Here is a 15,442-nt window from a genome sequence, read left to right as displayed (position 1 = left end):
GCCATTCGCAATCGCTCCGACAGACTTCGTAGGGCGGAATACCCCGAAGGGGCATTCCGCCAGGCCGCCGGACAGAGGCATTGCCTGGCGCTGCCGCCCGGCTCCTGCGGGCATGGTGCAATGCCCTTCGGGGATTGCACCCTACGAGGTTTGGCCTTTCAGCAGTTGCCCTTCTTGGCTTGTCCTGGCGGGCAGAAACTGCGTTCCGGCGTGTCATAGGCCGGTCCGCAATTGCCTTTCTTGGCCTGGCCGGGCGGGCACTTCGGCGCCGGGGTGTCGTAGACGAGCGGCACTGGCACCACGGCGCAGCCAGCCAGCAGGGCGCTGGCGAGCAGCGCGGCGATTTCTGGTTTGTTCATGTTTTGATCCTGTTTTCTATGCAATTCGGCCGGCATCGCTGCCGGCCTCGATGGTTGCTGAATCCGGCGAAGTGCCGTGCTCGACCCTCTTACTTGGCGGGGATCAGCGTGAAGTTCACGCCAGCCTGGTTGCCCTGGCTGATGTCGACTGTCGTGGACGCCGGGGTCTGGTAGCCGGCAGCGCTGGCCTCCACTGCATACTGGCCTACGCCCGGCTTCACGCCTGCCTGCGCGGTGAAAGCCAGGGCTGTCGGGTTGTATGGCGCATACTGCGGCGCCACCTTGGGCAGGTCGCTCAGCGTGTAATTGCTGCTGGCGTCGGTTGCCTTGTACCTGACGGTGACTTTCGAGCCGGCCGGCAGGGTCTGGCTCGCATGGACGTAGGCGGCATCGGCGCCGGGTGGCGTGAAATTGACCGTCCCGCTGATCTTGCGGGCTTCCGGCGCAGCCAGCAGGCTGATCGGCGCGGCCTTGGTGCTCAGTGTCGTGGTTGCAGTAGGGCTGGTGACGGGCACCGCGCCGACCACGGTGGTGGCCCGGTCCGATGCCGTGATCACCACGTCGTAGGCGCCGACCGGCAGGCGCGACAGATAGAAGTGGCCTTCGCTATCGGGCGCCGTGCTGCTGATGATTTCGCCGTCCTTCTGGGCCGACACATGCACGTCGCTCAGGCCTGCGCCGACATAGCCTTCCACGCCGTTGAGCAGCGTCGGAATGACTTTCACCACCGGCTTCAATGCATATTCGCCATTGCCGCGCGTGACGATGGATTTGCAGGCGTCGAAGTCCAGCACCAGGTCGGCCCGCTGGCCGGCCTCGATATCGAATTCGTTGGCCAGCTTGAGGCCGCTCTCCACCGCGCTGGGCGTGATCAGTGCGACTTCATTGGTCTGGCCGGCAGGGATCACCGAATTGGCCAGGCCATTGCCGCTGTTCTTGTTCAGCACCAGCCGCAACTGCGAATAATGGCCTGCTGCCAGCGGCACTTGCCCCAGGGGCTGGAGCACGCCATTGGCCAGCGAGAGCAGGTCGATCCTGCTCCTGGCCGGGTCCACCGCGATCTCGGTCCAGCCGTCGTCTTCCGTACCGGCCGTGGCGCTCCTGTGCACCCTGACCTTGGTGACGGTAACGAATACCTTGTCGAACCCGCAGGAAGGCGCGTCGGTCAGCGATACGCCCAGCGTGCCGGCGGTCTGTGTACCCCCACCGCCGCCACCGCCGCCACCGCCGCCGCATCCGGCAAGCGCGGTCAGTGCACAAGCGCCAGCCAGGGCGCGAACCATCCATTGTTGAGCCGACGCCATCATGTCACCCTTATAAAAGTTCTGTGCGGCAACTTTAACGGGTATATAACTTTGTTTGTAGCAATGTTTCAACTCGAAACAAACTAATGTTGTTTTCGGGTAACTAGTCTGGTGGCGCTGTTTTCGAACCCAGCCGTCATCAGCGTCGGCCGAACATCATCTGCTCGGCCAGCAACTGCTTCAGCGGACGCACGGTGTCGATCAGTCCCAGCGACAGGCCAAGCAAGCCCTGGGTGTAGGCGCCGTCCGGCGCGCTGGCGAAGATGCGGGCCATGGTATCGGTGACGCGGATGGTCAGCCCGCGGTCGCCGCGCCGCTGCATTGCATAGTGCTGCAGCGTCAGCGGCGTGGCGTCCATGGCCAGCATGCGCGCCAGCACGGCGGCGTCGCGCAGGCCGAGGTTGAGGCCCTGGCCGGCAACCGGGTGCAGGGTCTGGGCCGCATTGCCGATGGCGACCGTGCGGGCGCTCTGCGCAGCGCCGGTGTTCAAGCCAAGCGGATAGCTGATGCGCGGCGAGACGCTCAGGAAGCGGCCCAGGCGCTGGCCGAAGGCATGCTGCAACTGGGCCAGGAAGGCTGCGTCGGGCAGGGCGGCGACCTGGCTGGCGCGGGCAGGGCGCAGGCACCACACCAGCGCATAGCCGCCGTCCTGCGGCAACAGGGCCAGCGGCCCTTCGCCGGTGAAACGCTCGAAGGCGCGGCCTGCCAGCGGCCGGTCGGCGGTGACATGGGCAATCACCGCGGTCTGGTTGTAATCGCGGCTGATCGGCTTGCCGGGCTGGTCGGCGAACAGGCCGCCTTCGGCCTGCACCATCACCTGGGCTTCCAGGCTCGCGCCGTTGGCCAGCGCCAGCGTGATGCCGTTGGCCTGCTCGGTCCGGGAGGCGATCTGCATCGGCCGCAGCACGGTCACGCCGGCCTGCGCCACGGCTGACGACAGCGCCTGCACCAGGCTGCCGTAGCGGCTCACGTAGCCTAGCTCGGGCAGGCCGAATTCAGCGGCGGCAATCAGCGTGCGGCCGAAGTGGCCGCGGCGCGATACATGGATTTCGCGGATCGGCGTGGCGCCGGCCGGCCATGCGCGGATTTCCTCCAGCAGCTGGCGGCTGCCCCACGACAGCGCCAGCGAGCGCGGGTCCTGCACCGCCTGTTCCAGCCCACGGGCGTCGATCAGCGCGATGCGATCCGGCGCGGCGCCATGCCGCACCAGCATCGCGGCCAGCGCCATGCCGACCGGGCCGGCGCCGCCGATGGCGATATCGTAGCTGCGCTCCACGATGTCAGCCGCGCATCACGGCTTCGATCCCGGCCACGGTCTTGGGCGCTTCGGCGGTGATGATGTCGCAGCCGCCAGGCGTGACCACCGCGTCGTCCTCGATGCGGATGCCGATGTGCCAGTACTGCTCCGGCACGCCTTCTGCCGGCCGCACGTAGATGCCCGGCTCGACCGTCAGCGCCATGCCCGGCTGCAGCGTACGCCATGGCCGCTCGGCGCCGGCGGGCGCGGCGTCGCGGTACTCGCCGACGTCATGCACGTCCATGCCCAGCCAGTGGCCGGTGCGGTGCATGTAGAACTGGCGGAAGTCGCCGTTGGCGATCACGTCGTCGAGCGTGCCGACCTTGTCGCGGTTGAGCAGGCCGGTGTCCAGCATGCCCTGGGCCAGGACCTTCACCGCCGCGTCGTGGCCGTCGGTGAAGCGCTTGCCGGGGCGGATTTCGGCGATCGCCGCCGCCTGCGACGCCAGCACGATCTCGTACAGGGTTTTCTGGGGGCCGCTGAACTTGCCGTTGGCCGGGTAGGTGCGGGTGATGTCGGAGGCGTAGCCGTCGAGTTCGCAGCCGGCGTCGATCAGCACCAGGTCGCCATCCTGCAGCACGGCGTCGCCGGCGCGGTAGTGCAGCACGCAGGCATTTGCGCCAGTGGCGACGATGGAGGTATAGGCCGGGAACTGCGAGCCGTTGCGGCGGAACTCGTGCAGCAGCTCGGCCTCGATCTGGTATTCGTGCAGGCCGGGTCTGGACATGCGCATCGCGCGCTCATGCGCGGCCGAGGAGATCAGCGCGGCGCGGCGCATGATGGCGATCTCGCCGGCATCCTTGACCAGCCGCATTTCGTCCAGCAGCAGATGCACGTCGAATGCGGCGGCCGGCGCGGTGACGCCGGCGCGCACCTGGGCGCGCACCGACTGCAGCCAGCCCTGTACCTGGGCGTCGAGCCTGGCATTGCTGCCCAGGGCATAGAAGATGGCCGGCGCATTGGCCATCAGCTTCGGCACTTCCGTGTCCAGCGCCGACACCGCATGCGCGGCGTCGAAGCCGAACTGCTCGCGCGCGGCGTCGGGGCCGTAGCGGTAGCCGTCCCAGATTTCCCGCTCCATGTTCTTTTCGCGGCAGAACAGGATGGACTGGCCGCCGGCCGCGCCGGCCACCAGCACCAGCACCGCTTCCGGCTCGGTGAAGCCGGTCAGGTAATAGAAGTAGCTGTCATGCCGGTAGGGGAAGTCGGCATCGTTGTTGCGCAGCGCTTCCGGTGCGGTCGGGATGATGGCGATGCCGCCGCCGCGGGCCTGCATCTGTTCGATCAGTCTGGCGCGGCGGGCTGCGTAAGCTGCTGTCATGGACGGTTTCCTTGGTAGGGGGCATTCAGTTGGGCCAGGCGTTCCGGCGTGCCGACATCGAGCCAGTCGCCGCGGTAGACTTCGCCGCCGACCTGGCCGCGCGCCGCATATTCGCGCAGCAGCGGCGCCAGCTTCGCGCTGTCGCCGGGCGCGATGGCGTCGAACATCTGCGGCCGGTAGACGCCGATGCCGGAAAAGGTATGCCGCTCCCCGCCTTCATTGGCGATCGAAAAGCTGTTCAGCGCAAAGTCGCCGGCCGGGTTGTGGGCCGGGTTCTTCACTAGGTACAGCCAGGCCACGTCGCGCTGGTCCAGCGGCAGCGGGTTGCCCCAGACGTCGTTATCGACCAGCGCGTCGGCGGCCTGCGAGAAGTCGAAGTGCGGCGCCCAGACATCGGCCGCCAGCGCGACGAAAGGCGCTTCGCCCAGCAGCTCGCGGGCGCGGGCGATGCCGCCGGCGGTTTCCAGCGCCGTGCCTTCCGGCGAATAGGCGATCGACGCGCCGTAGCGGCTGCCGTCGCCCAGCGCTTCCTCGATCATGTGGCCGAGGTGGGCATGGTTGACCACGATCTCGGTAATGCCGGCGCGCACCAGGTTGAGCACATGCCAGACGATCAGGGGCCGGCCGCGCACCTTCAGGAGCGGCTTGGGGCAGCTGTCGGTCAGGGGCCGCATGCGTTCGCCGCGGCCGGCGGCGAGGATCATGGCTTTCATCAGTGTCTCAGAAGGTGTAGCCGACGCCGGAATCGGTGTTTTCCAGCACGTCGAGGATGCGGATCAGCGGCGCCAGTTCGCGGTAGCGGCCGGCGGTCTTCCGGGTGTATTCCATCACCAGCGGCATGTCGTCGAGATAGGCGGCCTTGCCGTCGCGGTGGTACAGCCGCGCGAAGATGCCCAGCACCTTCAGGTGGCGCTGCAGGCCCATGAATTCGAAGTCGCGGTAGAAGCTGTCGATGTCGGGCGCCACCGGCAGGCCGGCGCGGCGCGCCCGTTCCCAGTAGCGTATCGCCCAGTCCAGCACCAGCTCCTCGTCCCACTGGATGTAGGCATCGCGCAGCAGCGACACCAGGTCGTAGGTGATCGGGCCGTAGACCGCGTCCTGGAAGTCGAGGATGCCGGGATTGCCGCTGTCCATCACCATCAGGTTGCGCGAATGGTAGTCGCGGTGCACATAGACCTGCGGCTGGGCCAGGTTGTTGGCCAGCAGCGCGTCGAATACCTTCTGCAGCGCGGCCTGCTGCTTGTCGTCCAGCGTCACGCCGCGGTGCTTCGCGACATACCATTCCGGGAACAGGTTGAGCTCGCGCAGCAGCAGCGCGCGGTCGTATTCGGGCAGCACCTCGGGCTGGCTCTGCGCCTGCAGCAGCACCAGCGCGTCGATCGCGTCGAGGTAGAGCTTGTGGGCGGTGTCGCTGTTCAACAGCTTCAGGTAGGTGGTGGCGCCGAGGTCGGTCAGCAGCAGGAAGCCGCGTTCGGCATCCTGGGCCAGCACCTTGGGCACGGACACGCCGGTCTTGCCGAATACCTCGGCGACATGGATGAAGGGCTTCACGTCTTCCTGCGGCGGCGGCGCGTCCATCAGGATGTAGGTGTCGCCGTCGGCGCCGTCGACGCGGAAGTAGCGGCGGAAGCTGGCATCGGCCGACGCCGGGCGCAGGGTGTCGCGACGCAGCGCGGGCGCGGTCAGCGTCGCCAGCCACTGGCTGGCCTGTTCCAGGCGCGGATCGTTAGGGAATTGCTCGGGCATGATGCGGTATCGGATAGCGTCTGAAAGTGGCCCGGGAGCGGGCCCGGGATGGTCAGGGAGTCGTCCGGCAAAGCGGGCGGACTGCGGAGTTCTCATATAATAAGGGATTCAACCTAAAAAATCCGCCTCCTTTATGGTGTTGCAATTCCCCTGTTCATGACTCGCCGCCAACGCTATTTCCGCACCCGGCCCGCGGTGCGTGCGCTGACGCTGGCCGTGCTTGCCTCGCTGCCTGCGCTGGCCGCCGCCCAGGCCAAGTACCAGCGCCCCGTGGACGATCCGAACGCGCCCACCACGCTGGGCGCGGAGCGCCTGACCGGGCGGCCCGACCGCGAGATCACGCTGGAGCGCGACGCCGAAGTCACCCGCGGCAGCACCACGCTCAATGCCGACCGCGCCGAATACGACATCGTCGACGACCGGGTCAAGGCCAGCGGCAACGTGCGGCTGAAACGCTTCAAGGACCGCTTCACCGGCGACGACGCCAACCTGAAGCTCGATACCGGCGAAGGCTATATCGACAATCCGACCTACCACCTGGAAATGCGCAATGCGCAGGGCAAGGCCGACCGCATCGACTTCGAGTCGGACGACCGCTCGGTGGTGCACAACGGCACCTACAGCACCTGCGAGGCGCCGGACCAGGACTGGTACCTGTCGTCGCGCACCATCAATCTCGACAGCGGGCGCGACATCGGCACGGCCGAGCGGGCGGTGCTGTACTTCAAGGGCGTGCCGCTGCTGGCCTCGCCCTACATGAGCTTTCCGCTGTCGGACCAGCGCAAGACCGGCTTCCTGCCGCCCACCTTCGGCACCAGCAACCGCAACGGCATCGAGGTCTCGTCGCCTTACTACATCAACATTGCGCCCAACCGCGACCTGACGCTGTATCCGCGCATGATCTCCCAGCGCGGCCTGCAGCTCGGCGCCCATGCGCGCTACCTCGGCGACGGCTATTCCGGGCAGACGCGGGTGGAAGGCCTGATGAACGACAGCCAGACCGGCCAGAGCCGCGGCGCGCTGACCATGCTGCACACCCAGAGGCTGGCGCCGGCGCTGTCGTTCAATGCCAATGTGAACATGGCATCGGACGACCAGTATCCCAACGACTTCCCGCACAGCATCACCAACAGCCGGCAGCGGCTGCTGGCGCGCGACCTGAGCCTGAGTTATGCGCAGCCTTACTGGAACATGCTGGCCCGCACTTCGAGCTACCAGGTGCTGCAGGACCCGCTGGCGCCGATCGGCCTGCCGTATGACCGGCTGCCGCAGATCAGCCTGAATGCCGCCCGCCAGGAACTCGGCGGCTTCGATCTCAGCCTGAAGTCCGACTTCACCCGCTTCTATCATCCGACCCTGGTGCGCGGCGACCGCTCGGTAATCAATCCGCGGATTTCCTATCCGATCCTGGCGCCCGGCTATTTCGTCACGCCCAGCCTGTCGCTGCATGCGACCAGCTACAACCTGACCAATCAGGCGGCGGACCAGCCGACCACACTGACCCGCACGCTGCCCACCTTTTCGCTCGACAGCGGCTTGGTGTTCGAGCGCGATGCAAGCTTTCTGGGCAGGCCCGCCACCCAGACCCTGGAGCCGCGCCTGTTCTATACCTATACGCCATACAAGGACCAGAGCAAGTTCCCAATCTTCGATACCGCGCTGGCCGAGTTCAGCTTCGCGCAGATCTTCAGCGAAAACCGCTATGTCGGCAACGACCGCATCACCGATTCCAACCAGTTGACCGCGGCCGTGGTGTCGCGCTTCATCGAGGAAAATGGCGTCGAGCGGCTGCGCCTGGCGCTGGGCCAGCGCTTCTATTTCAACCAGCAGCAGGTGGCCGGCAACACCAGCAATGCCGAAAACAAGTCGGACCTGCTGGCCGCGATGTCGGGCCAGGTCACGCCCACGCTGCTGCTGGACGCCGGCATCCAGTACAGCCAGAGCCAGCGCAAGACCAATGCCTCCAGCCTGGGCGTGCGCTGGCTGCCGGGCCCGCAGCAGGTGTTCAACCTGCAGTACAAGCGCGATGTGCCGACCGCGGTCGACCTGCTGAACGTGTCCACCCAGTGGCCGATCACGCGCCGTTTCTACGGCGTGGGACGCGTGAACTACTCGCTGGAGGAAAAGAAGGTGTCGGAAAGCCTGTTCGGCGTGGAATACAAGGCCGACTGCTGGGTGTTCCGGGTCGTGGCCCAGCGCACGCCCACCGCGACCAACGTCGCGACTTCCTCGCTGTTTTTCCAGCTTGAACTGAACGGCCTGTCCAGCCTGGGCTCCAATCCCTACAGGGCGCTGCGCAACAACATCCCCGGTTACAACCGCCTCTCCGAATCGGAGCCCTGAACCCAAGGGCAAGTACTCTCATGAATCAAGGCACTATGAAAACCGATATCACTTCCCGTTCGCTTCTCCCATCGCTTCGCGTCAAGCGCATCATGCCGGCGCTGCTGTGCGCATTGCTGGCCGCGCCGCCGTCCTGGGCGCAGGCGCTCAAGGCGCCCGGCGCCGGCGCTGGCCCGCGCCTGGGCGGCGCAGCAGCGTCCCCGGCCCCCGCCGCCCAACTGCCGCCGGCATCCGCGCCGGCGCCGGCCTCGACCTCCGCTTCCCAGCGGGTACGCCCGATCGACGCCATCGTCGCTGTCGTCAATAACGAGGTCATCACCGCCCAGGAACTGGAAACACGGATGCAGACGGTCGAGGCGCGCCTGCGCAGCCAGGGCGGCACGGTGCCGCCGCGCGCCCAGTTCCAGCAGCAGCTGCTGGAACGGATGATCGTCGACCGCGCGCAGTTGCAGCTGGCCAAGGAAAACGGCCTGCGGGTCGATGACGCGCTGCTCGACGCCGCGGTGGCCCGCATTGCCGAGCAGAACAACGTGACCTTGGCCGAGATGCGCCGCAAGGTCGAAAGCGACGGCGTGAGCTTCGCCCGCTTCCGCGAGGACATCCGCAATGAAATCCTGCTGCAGCGCCTGCGCGAGCGGGAAGTCGACAGCAAGGTGCAGATCACCGAGTCCGAGGTCGACAATTTCCTGGCTTCGGGCGGCGGCGCCACGCAGGCCGCGCAGCCCGAGATCAACCTGGCGCAGATCCTGGTGCGCATCCCCGAAAACGCCAGCGCCGAGCAGATCGCCCAGCGCCGCGCGCGCGCGGAGGAGGCGCTGCAACAGTTGCGCACCGGCGCCGACTTCGGCCAGATCGCCGCTGCCTATTCCGACGCCAGCGATGCATTGAAGGGCGGCGAGATGGGATGGCGCACGCTGGACCGCCTGCCGCAGCTGTTCGTCGACGCAGTGGCGGACCGACGCGACAATGAACTGGTCGTGGTCAAGAGCGCCAATGGCTTTCATATCCTGCGGGTGCTTGGCCGCCGCACCTCGACCCCGGCCAAGGCGGGCGCTTCGGTGCCGGCCGTCACCCAGACCCATGCCCGCCACATCCTGATCAAGGTGAACCAGGTGGTGCCGGCCAACGAAGCCAGGCGCAAGCTGGTCGAACTCAAGGAGCGACTGGACAACAAGGCCGCCACCTTCCCCGAACTGGCGCGCATGTACTCCAACGACGGTTCGGCCTCCAAGGGCGGCGACCTGGGCTGGCTGTATCCGGGCGACACCGTGCCGGAGTTCGAGCGCGCGATGAACGCGCTGCAGCCGGGCCAGATCAGCGAGCCGGTCGAGTCGCCATTCGGCTTCCACCTGATCCAGGTGATCGAGCGCAAGACCGACGACGTCACGCAGGAGCGCCAGCGCATGATGGCGCGCCAGGCGCTGCGCGAGCGCAAGATCGAGGAGGCCACCGAGGACTGGCTGCGCCAGCTGCGCGACCGCACCTATGTCGAATACCGCGCCGAGGAACTCGGCGCGGCGACCGGCCCGGCGCGATGAGCCCGATGCATCGCCCAGGCGTGCTGCCCGCCATTGCCATTACCACCGGCGAGCCGGCCGGCATCGGCCCGGAGATCGCGATCCGCGCCGCCTGGGAGCTGCGTCATGAAGTGCGCAGCGTGCTGATCGGCGATTCCGCCTTCCTGGCCATGACTGCCGCCGCGATCGATCCGGACATCAGCCTGGTCGCGCTGTCGCAGATGGCGGTCAACAACAATGGCCTGCCGGCCTTCCCGGCCGGCCGCATTGCCGTGATCGACTGCACGCTGGCAGCGCACGTGCGGCCCGGCGAACTCGACGCCAACAACGGCCGCTATGTGCTGGAAACCCTGGATGTGGCAATCGCTGGCGCCCTGCGCGGCGAGCTGGCGGCCATCGTGACCGCGCCGCTGCAGAAGAGCACGATCAACGACGCCGGGGTCGCCTTCACCGGCCATACCGAATACCTGGCTGAAAAAACCGGCACGCCGCAGGTCGTGATGATGCTGGCCACCGACGCCACGCCCACGCCGCTGAGGGTGGCGCTGGCCACCACCCATCTGGCGCTGAAGGATGTGCCGGCCGCGATCACCGCCGGCGGCCTGGCGCGCACGCTGGACATCATCGACGCCGACCTGCGCGGCAAGTTCGGCATTGCCGCGCCGCGCATCCTGGTCACGGGCCTGAACCCGCATGCCGGCGAAAACGGCTATCTGGGACGCGAGGAGATCGAGGTGATCACGCCGGCCCTGGAAGCGGCCCGCGCGCGCGGCATCAACGCGCAGGGACCTTATCCGGCCGATACGCTGTTCCAGGCCAAGTACCTGGAGCAGGCCGACTGCGTGCTGGCGATGTACCACGACCAGGGCCTGCCGGTGCTCAAGCACGCCAGCTTCGGCCGCGGCGTCAACATCACGCTGGGCCTGCCCATCATCCGCACCTCGGTCGACCATGGCACCGCGCTCGACCTGGCTGCCCGCGGCCTGGGCCACGCCGACCATGGCAGCATGGTCGAAGCCATCCGCACCGCGGCCCGCATGGCCGCCGCACAAGACAGCAAGGCGCAATGAAACACATACCCCGAAAGCGTTTCGGCCAGAACTTCCTGACCGACCAGGCCGTGCTGCACGACATCATCCGCGTGATCGCGCCGCAGGCCGACGATGTGATGGTCGAGATCGGCCCCGGACTGGCGGCGATGACGCGGCTGCTGCTGGAGCAGCTGCGCGAACTCCATGTCGTGGAACTGGATCGCGACCTGGTCGAGCGCCTGAACAAGACCTTCGACCCGAAGCGCCTGCACGTGCATGCCGGCGACGCGCTGCAATTCGACTTCGCCACCCTGGCCCCGCCCGATGGCAAGCTGCGTGTGGTGGGCAACCTGCCGTACAACATTTCCAGTCCGCTGCTGTTTCATCTTTCCGAGATCGCGCATCGGGTAAGGGACCAGCATTTCATGCTGCAGAAGGAAGTGGTGGAGCGCATGGTGGCGCAGCCCGGCAGCAAGACCTATGGCAGGTTGTCGGTGATGCTGCAATGGCGCTACCACATGGAGTTGCTGTTCATCGTCCCGCCCACCGCCTTCGACCCGCCGCCGCAGGTGGACTCGGCCATCGTGCGCATGATCCCGCTGGCGCAGCCGCTGCCATGCGACGCGGCGCGGCTGGAAGAGGTCGTGCAGAAGGCCTTTTCGCAGCGCCGCAAGACCTTGCGCAACTGCCTGGCGGGGATGTTCAGCGAGGCGGACCTGGTTGCGGTGGGGATCGATCCGCAGGCGCGGGCCGAGACGGTGGGGGTGGAGGGATATGTGGCGCTGGCCAATCTGCAGGCGGGTGGGTAAATGGGTTGTTGCGGCGGGGCGCGCACTGGTGCAGGGGTGAGGACTTACGACGGCGGTCATGAACTTCGCGGTTGCCGTTGCAGCTGCTTTTGAAGTGGCCGTTGCCGTGAAGTCTTGTTGAGCGCGCCATGACGGCGATGCCTGGAGCGGGGGCGGCTAAACTCGCTCCACTCAAACAGACGCCGCACCTTTCCCGCTCCGGGCACCGCTGATACGGCGCGCTCAACGGGATTTCACCGCAACTGCAACCCTTACCACCCCTCGTAGGGTGCAATCCCCGAAGGGCATTGCACCATGGTCGCAAACCGGAAGGCTATTGCGGCCGGCTTCCTCTATCGACCATTGGCGCAATGCCCCTTCGGGGATTGCACCCTACGGCCGTCGGGCTTTTACGTTCCAGCCGTGGCCGGCGCGGCGCATTGAAACACAACGGCGGCTGCGGCATCCATCAAATCCACCCGAACCAGCCCAGCAGCCCCCCCGCGGCCAGCAGCCACAGCAAATGCACCCGCGTCTTCCACACAACGACCGCGGTGACCGCGGTCAAAAGCCATAGCGGCCAGTCCCTGGCAGGGTCGCCGTGGGCGCGGCTCATCAGCCAGCCGGTGGCCAGGATCAGCCCGACCACCACCGGCGCCATGCCCTGCTTGAAGGCCCGTACCGCCCGCAGGTCGCGGTTGTTGTGGCCCCAGCGCGAAGCGACGTAGGTCAGCGTGGCGCTGGGCAGCAGGATGCCGGTCATCGTGATGGCCATGCCCATCAGCGCATTGAGCAGGCTGCCGCTGTTGACGCCTACCTGCCAGCCCATCAGCGCAATGAACAGCACGTTGGGGCCGGGCGCGGCCTGGGCCAGGGTGATGGCGGCGGTGAACTGGGATTCGCTCATCCAGTGCTGCTGGTCCACGAGGTAACGGTGCATGTCGGGCGCGGTGGTGATGGCGCCGCCCACCGCCAGCAGCGACAGCGACAGGTAATGCACGAACAGGTTGAGCCAGTCCGCCGGATGCATCTGCAGCAGCGCATTCATGGACGTATCTTCCGCCAGGTCAGCACGCAGGTAAGCAGGCCCAGGCCGCCCAGCACATACAGCAGCGGCCACTGCATCAACGCCACCGCGCCGAAGCAGAGGGCGGCCAGCAGCAGGCAGGCCGGCTTGCCCAGGGGATGGCGGTCCAGCGCGCTGATGAGCTTGATGCCGGTCGCAATGATCAGGCCGGCCGCCACCGCGCCCATGCCGCGCAAGGCCCCGGCCACCTGCGGACTGTCGGCGAAATGGCTGTAGGCCAGCGCCATGCACAGCACCACCACCAGCGGAAAGGTCAGCATGCCGGCCAGCGCGGTCAGGGCGCCCGGCAGGCCGAAGTAGCGGCTGCCTATCATCATCGACAGGTTCACCACGTTGGGGCCGGGCATGATCTGGGCCACCGCCCAGTCTTCGATGAATTCCTCGCGGGTGAGCCAGCGCTTGCGCTCCACCAGCTCATGCTGCACTACCGCCAGCACGCCGCCGAAGCCTTGCAGAGCCAGCAGGGAAAAGGATATGAAGAGGTCGGACAGCGAGCGCGGCCGGGGATGGTCCTGCGACGGAGGCAAATTCATGAAGGTATCGTTGAGCGGCTTGACAGGGGCGCCCGGGGCTGCCGGGCGGACTGGTATCCTAACATTTCACCAGGGCTGCTGACCACAGGCAAACTGCGCTCCCCCTGGTTTGGGTTAATCTGGCGCTTTCCTTCCGACCAGGTAAGCCTTCGCCATGAAGTTCATCAAACCCCTGCTGTGCGCCTTCCTGCTGTGCCATGCCGCCGTCCATGCCGAACAGGTCGGCGAGGTCAGCACCGTGTTCAAGTTCATCGGCCCCAACCACAAGATCGTGGTCGAGGCCTATGATGATCCCAGGGTGGGCGGCGTGGTCTGCTACCTGTCGCGCGCCAAGACCGGCGGCATCAGCGGCGCGATCGGCATCGCCGAGGACAAGGCCGATGCTTCCGTGGCCTGCCGCCAGGTCGGCGAGATCCGCTTCAACGGCAGCCTGCCAAAGCAGGAGGAAGTCTTCAGCGAGCGGGCATCCATCCTGTTCAAGCGGGTGCAGGTGGTGCGCATGGTCGATGTCAAGCGCAATGCGCTGGTCTATCTGGTTTATTCCGACCGGCTGATCGAAGGCAGCCCGCAAAACAGCGTGACGGCGGTGCCGCTGCCCGCGGGCCAGCCGATCCCGCTGGCGAAGTGACGGCCGGGCCCGCATCTTGCAAACCCATCCTTGTCCGGTCCGGCGCGCGCAGCGCAAGGCCGGCTTGCCGCCGTATTCGCTGCATGATTGACAGGCAGCCGTTACAAGCCCGGCAGTTCTTACAGGCGAGCCGCCGCCGCAAGGGCGGGCGCCCCTCAACAACTGGAGAGCCTTCATGCTAGTGATTCGTCGTATTTCATGGGCCGCGGCCATCTTGCTGCTGGCCGGCTGCGAACAGGCAACGCTGCCGCTCAAGGCCGGCACCGGCCCGGAACCGACGCTGCCGCCGCCCAACCATACGCTGCTGCCAACCGTGCACATCGCGCCGGCCAAGGGCTGGCCGGACGGCGGCAAGCCCACGCCCGCGGCAGGGCTGGCGGTCAATGCCTATGCCAGCGGCCTGGACCATCCGCGCTGGCTGTACACGCTGCCCAATGGCGACGTGCTGGTGGCCGAGACCAACGCGCCGCCCAAGCCGGAAGACAGCAAGGGCATCAAGGGCAAGATCATGAAGATGGTGATGAAGCGGGCCGGCGCCGGCACCCCCAGCGCCAACCGCATCACGCTGCTGCGCGATGCCGACGGCGATGGCGTGGCCGAGGTCAAGACCGTCTTCCTGGAAGGCCTCAATTCGCCGTTCGGCATGAGCCTGGTCGGCAATACGCTGTATGTCGCCAACACCGACGCCATCATGCGCTTTCCCTACAAGGCCGGCGACACCCGCATCAGCGAGGCCGGCGTCAAGGTGGCCGACCTGCCGGCCGGGCCGCTGAACCATCACTGGACCAAGAACGTGATCGCCAGCCGCGATGGCAGGAAGCTGTATGCCACGTCCGGCTCCAACAGCAACGTCGCCGAGAACGGCATGGAAGCCGAGGAAAACCGCGCGGCCATCCTGGAGATCGATCCCGCCAGCGGCAAGACCAGGCTGTTCGCCTCGGGCCTGCGCAACCCGAACGGCATGGCATGGCAGCCGCAGAGCGGCGCGCTGTGGACCGTGGTCAATGAGCGAGACGAAATCGGCAGCGACCTGGTGCCCGACTACATGACCTCGGTGAAGGAGGGCGGCTTCTATGGCTGGCCCTACAGCTACTACGGCCAGACCGTCGATGCCCGCGTCAAGCCGCAGCGGCCCGACCTGGTGTCCAAGGCGATCAAGCCCGACTATGCGCTGGGGCCGCACACCGCCTCGCTGGGCCTGATGTTCTACCAGGGCGACCTGCTGCCCAGGCGCTATCAGAACGGCGCCTTCGTCGGCCAGCACGGCTCGTGGAACCGCAAGCCGCGCAGCGGCTACAAGGTGATCTTCGTGCCCTTCGACAAGGGCATGCCGGCCGGCGAGCCGGAGGACGTCCTGACCGGCTTCCTCAGCGAAGAAGGCGACGCGCTGGGCCGTCCGGTCGGCGTGGCCAGCGACAAGTCCGGCGCGCTGCTGGTGGCCGACGATGTCGGCAATGTGATCTGGCGGGTGGCGCCGGCGAAGTGATG

Annotated in this window: 14 protein-coding genes; 6 read left to right on the top strand and 8 right to left on the bottom strand. The window is 66.9% G+C overall.

Annotated features, from left to right (window positions below; genetic code table 11):
- Positions 1-158: 158 nt before the first annotated feature.
- The 6 genes from IGW04_RS20835 to IGW04_RS20810 all read right to left on the bottom strand — a co-directional run bounded on the left by IGW04_RS20835 (position 159) and on the right by IGW04_RS20810 (position 6,027).
- A complete protein-coding gene (locus tag IGW04_RS20835; RefSeq protein ID WP_194715021.1) occupies positions 159-359 on the bottom strand; it encodes a hypothetical protein in 201 nt (66 codons plus the stop codon).
- Positions 360-448: 89 nt separating this feature from the next.
- On the bottom strand, positions 449-1,666 hold the full coding sequence (locus tag IGW04_RS20830; protein ID WP_228527280.1) for a DUF4382 domain-containing protein: 1,218 nt from the start codon (positions 1,664-1,666) through the stop codon (positions 449-451).
- A gap of 136 nt (positions 1,667-1,802) precedes the next feature.
- A complete protein-coding gene (locus IGW04_RS20825) occupies positions 1,803-2,939 on the bottom strand; it encodes a UbiH/UbiF/VisC/COQ6 family ubiquinone biosynthesis hydroxylase (protein ID WP_194715020.1) in 1,137 nt (378 codons plus the stop codon).
- 4 nt (positions 2,940-2,943) lie between these two features.
- The gene (locus tag IGW04_RS20820; protein WP_194715019.1) at positions 2,944-4,281 is read right to left on the bottom strand and encodes an aminopeptidase P N-terminal domain-containing protein; all 1,338 of its coding nucleotides are present in this window, start codon (positions 4,279-4,281) and stop codon (positions 2,944-2,946) included.
- Positions 4,278-4,994, bottom strand: a complete 717-nt coding sequence (gene murU / locus IGW04_RS20815; RefSeq protein ID WP_194715018.1) for an N-acetylmuramate alpha-1-phosphate uridylyltransferase MurU — start codon at positions 4,992-4,994, stop codon at positions 4,278-4,280. Before murU ends, IGW04_RS20820 begins: the two co-directional genes overlap by 4 nt.
- A 7-nt stretch (positions 4,995-5,001) precedes the next feature.
- A complete protein-coding gene (locus IGW04_RS20810) occupies positions 5,002-6,027 on the bottom strand; it encodes an aminoglycoside phosphotransferase family protein (protein ID WP_194715017.1) in 1,026 nt (341 codons plus the stop codon).
- A 156-nt stretch (positions 6,028-6,183) separates the two neighbouring features.
- Here IGW04_RS20810 and IGW04_RS20805 point away from each other — a divergent pair, with 156 nt between their 5' ends.
- From IGW04_RS20805 to rsmA, 4 genes are read left to right on the top strand one after another with little or no spacing between them, the layout of a single operon-like run.
- Positions 6,184-8,370 carry an LPS-assembly protein LptD gene (locus IGW04_RS20805; RefSeq protein WP_194715016.1) on the top strand — a complete coding sequence of 729 codons (2,187 nt, stop codon included), beginning with the start codon at positions 6,184-6,186 and terminating at the stop codon, positions 8,368-8,370.
- Positions 8,371-8,405: 35 nt separating this feature from the next.
- Positions 8,406-9,908: a peptidylprolyl isomerase gene (locus IGW04_RS20800; protein ID WP_228527279.1), complete on the top strand. Its 1,503-nt coding sequence runs from the start codon at positions 8,406-8,408 to the stop codon at positions 9,906-9,908.
- Between the two features lie 5 nt (positions 9,909-9,913).
- Positions 9,914-10,957, top strand: a complete 1,044-nt coding sequence (pdxA, locus tag IGW04_RS20795; RefSeq protein ID WP_194715015.1) for a 4-hydroxythreonine-4-phosphate dehydrogenase PdxA — start codon at positions 9,914-9,916, stop codon at positions 10,955-10,957.
- Positions 10,954-11,727, top strand: a complete 774-nt coding sequence (rsmA, locus tag IGW04_RS20790; RefSeq protein WP_194715014.1) for a 16S rRNA (adenine(1518)-N(6)/adenine(1519)-N(6))-dimethyltransferase RsmA — start codon at positions 10,954-10,956, stop codon at positions 11,725-11,727. The genes pdxA and rsmA overlap by 4 nt, the downstream gene beginning before the upstream one ends.
- A gap of 448 nt (positions 11,728-12,175) precedes the next feature.
- Here rsmA and IGW04_RS20785 read toward each other — a convergent pair whose 3' ends face one another.
- Both IGW04_RS20785 and IGW04_RS20780 read right to left on the bottom strand, forming a co-directional pair.
- Entirely contained in the window at positions 12,176-12,754 is a 579-nt protein-coding gene (locus IGW04_RS20785; protein ID WP_194715013.1) for a chromate transporter, read from the bottom strand.
- A complete protein-coding gene (locus IGW04_RS20780) occupies positions 12,751-13,326 on the bottom strand; it encodes a chromate transporter (RefSeq protein ID WP_194715012.1) in 576 nt (191 codons plus the stop codon). The genes IGW04_RS20785 and IGW04_RS20780 overlap by 4 nt, the downstream gene beginning before the upstream one ends.
- A 154-nt stretch (positions 13,327-13,480) precedes the next feature.
- Between IGW04_RS20780 and IGW04_RS20775 the strand changes: the two genes are divergently transcribed.
- Both IGW04_RS20775 and IGW04_RS20770 read left to right on the top strand, forming a co-directional pair.
- Complete coding sequence (locus IGW04_RS20775; protein WP_194715011.1) at positions 13,481-13,954, top strand: CreA family protein; 474 nt, start codon at positions 13,481-13,483, stop codon at positions 13,952-13,954.
- Between the two features lie 244 nt (positions 13,955-14,198).
- Entirely contained in the window at positions 14,199-15,440 is a 1,242-nt protein-coding gene (locus IGW04_RS20770) for a PQQ-dependent sugar dehydrogenase (RefSeq protein ID WP_407672155.1), read from the top strand.
- The last annotated feature ends 2 nt before the right edge of the window (positions 15,441-15,442 follow it).

The sequence above is a fragment of the Noviherbaspirillum soli genome (genome assembly GCF_015352955.1).
GTDB lineage: Bacteria > Pseudomonadota > Gammaproteobacteria > Burkholderiales > Burkholderiaceae_D > Noviherbaspirillum_A > Noviherbaspirillum_A soli.
This window is presented reverse-complemented; position numbering and strand designations above follow the sequence as displayed.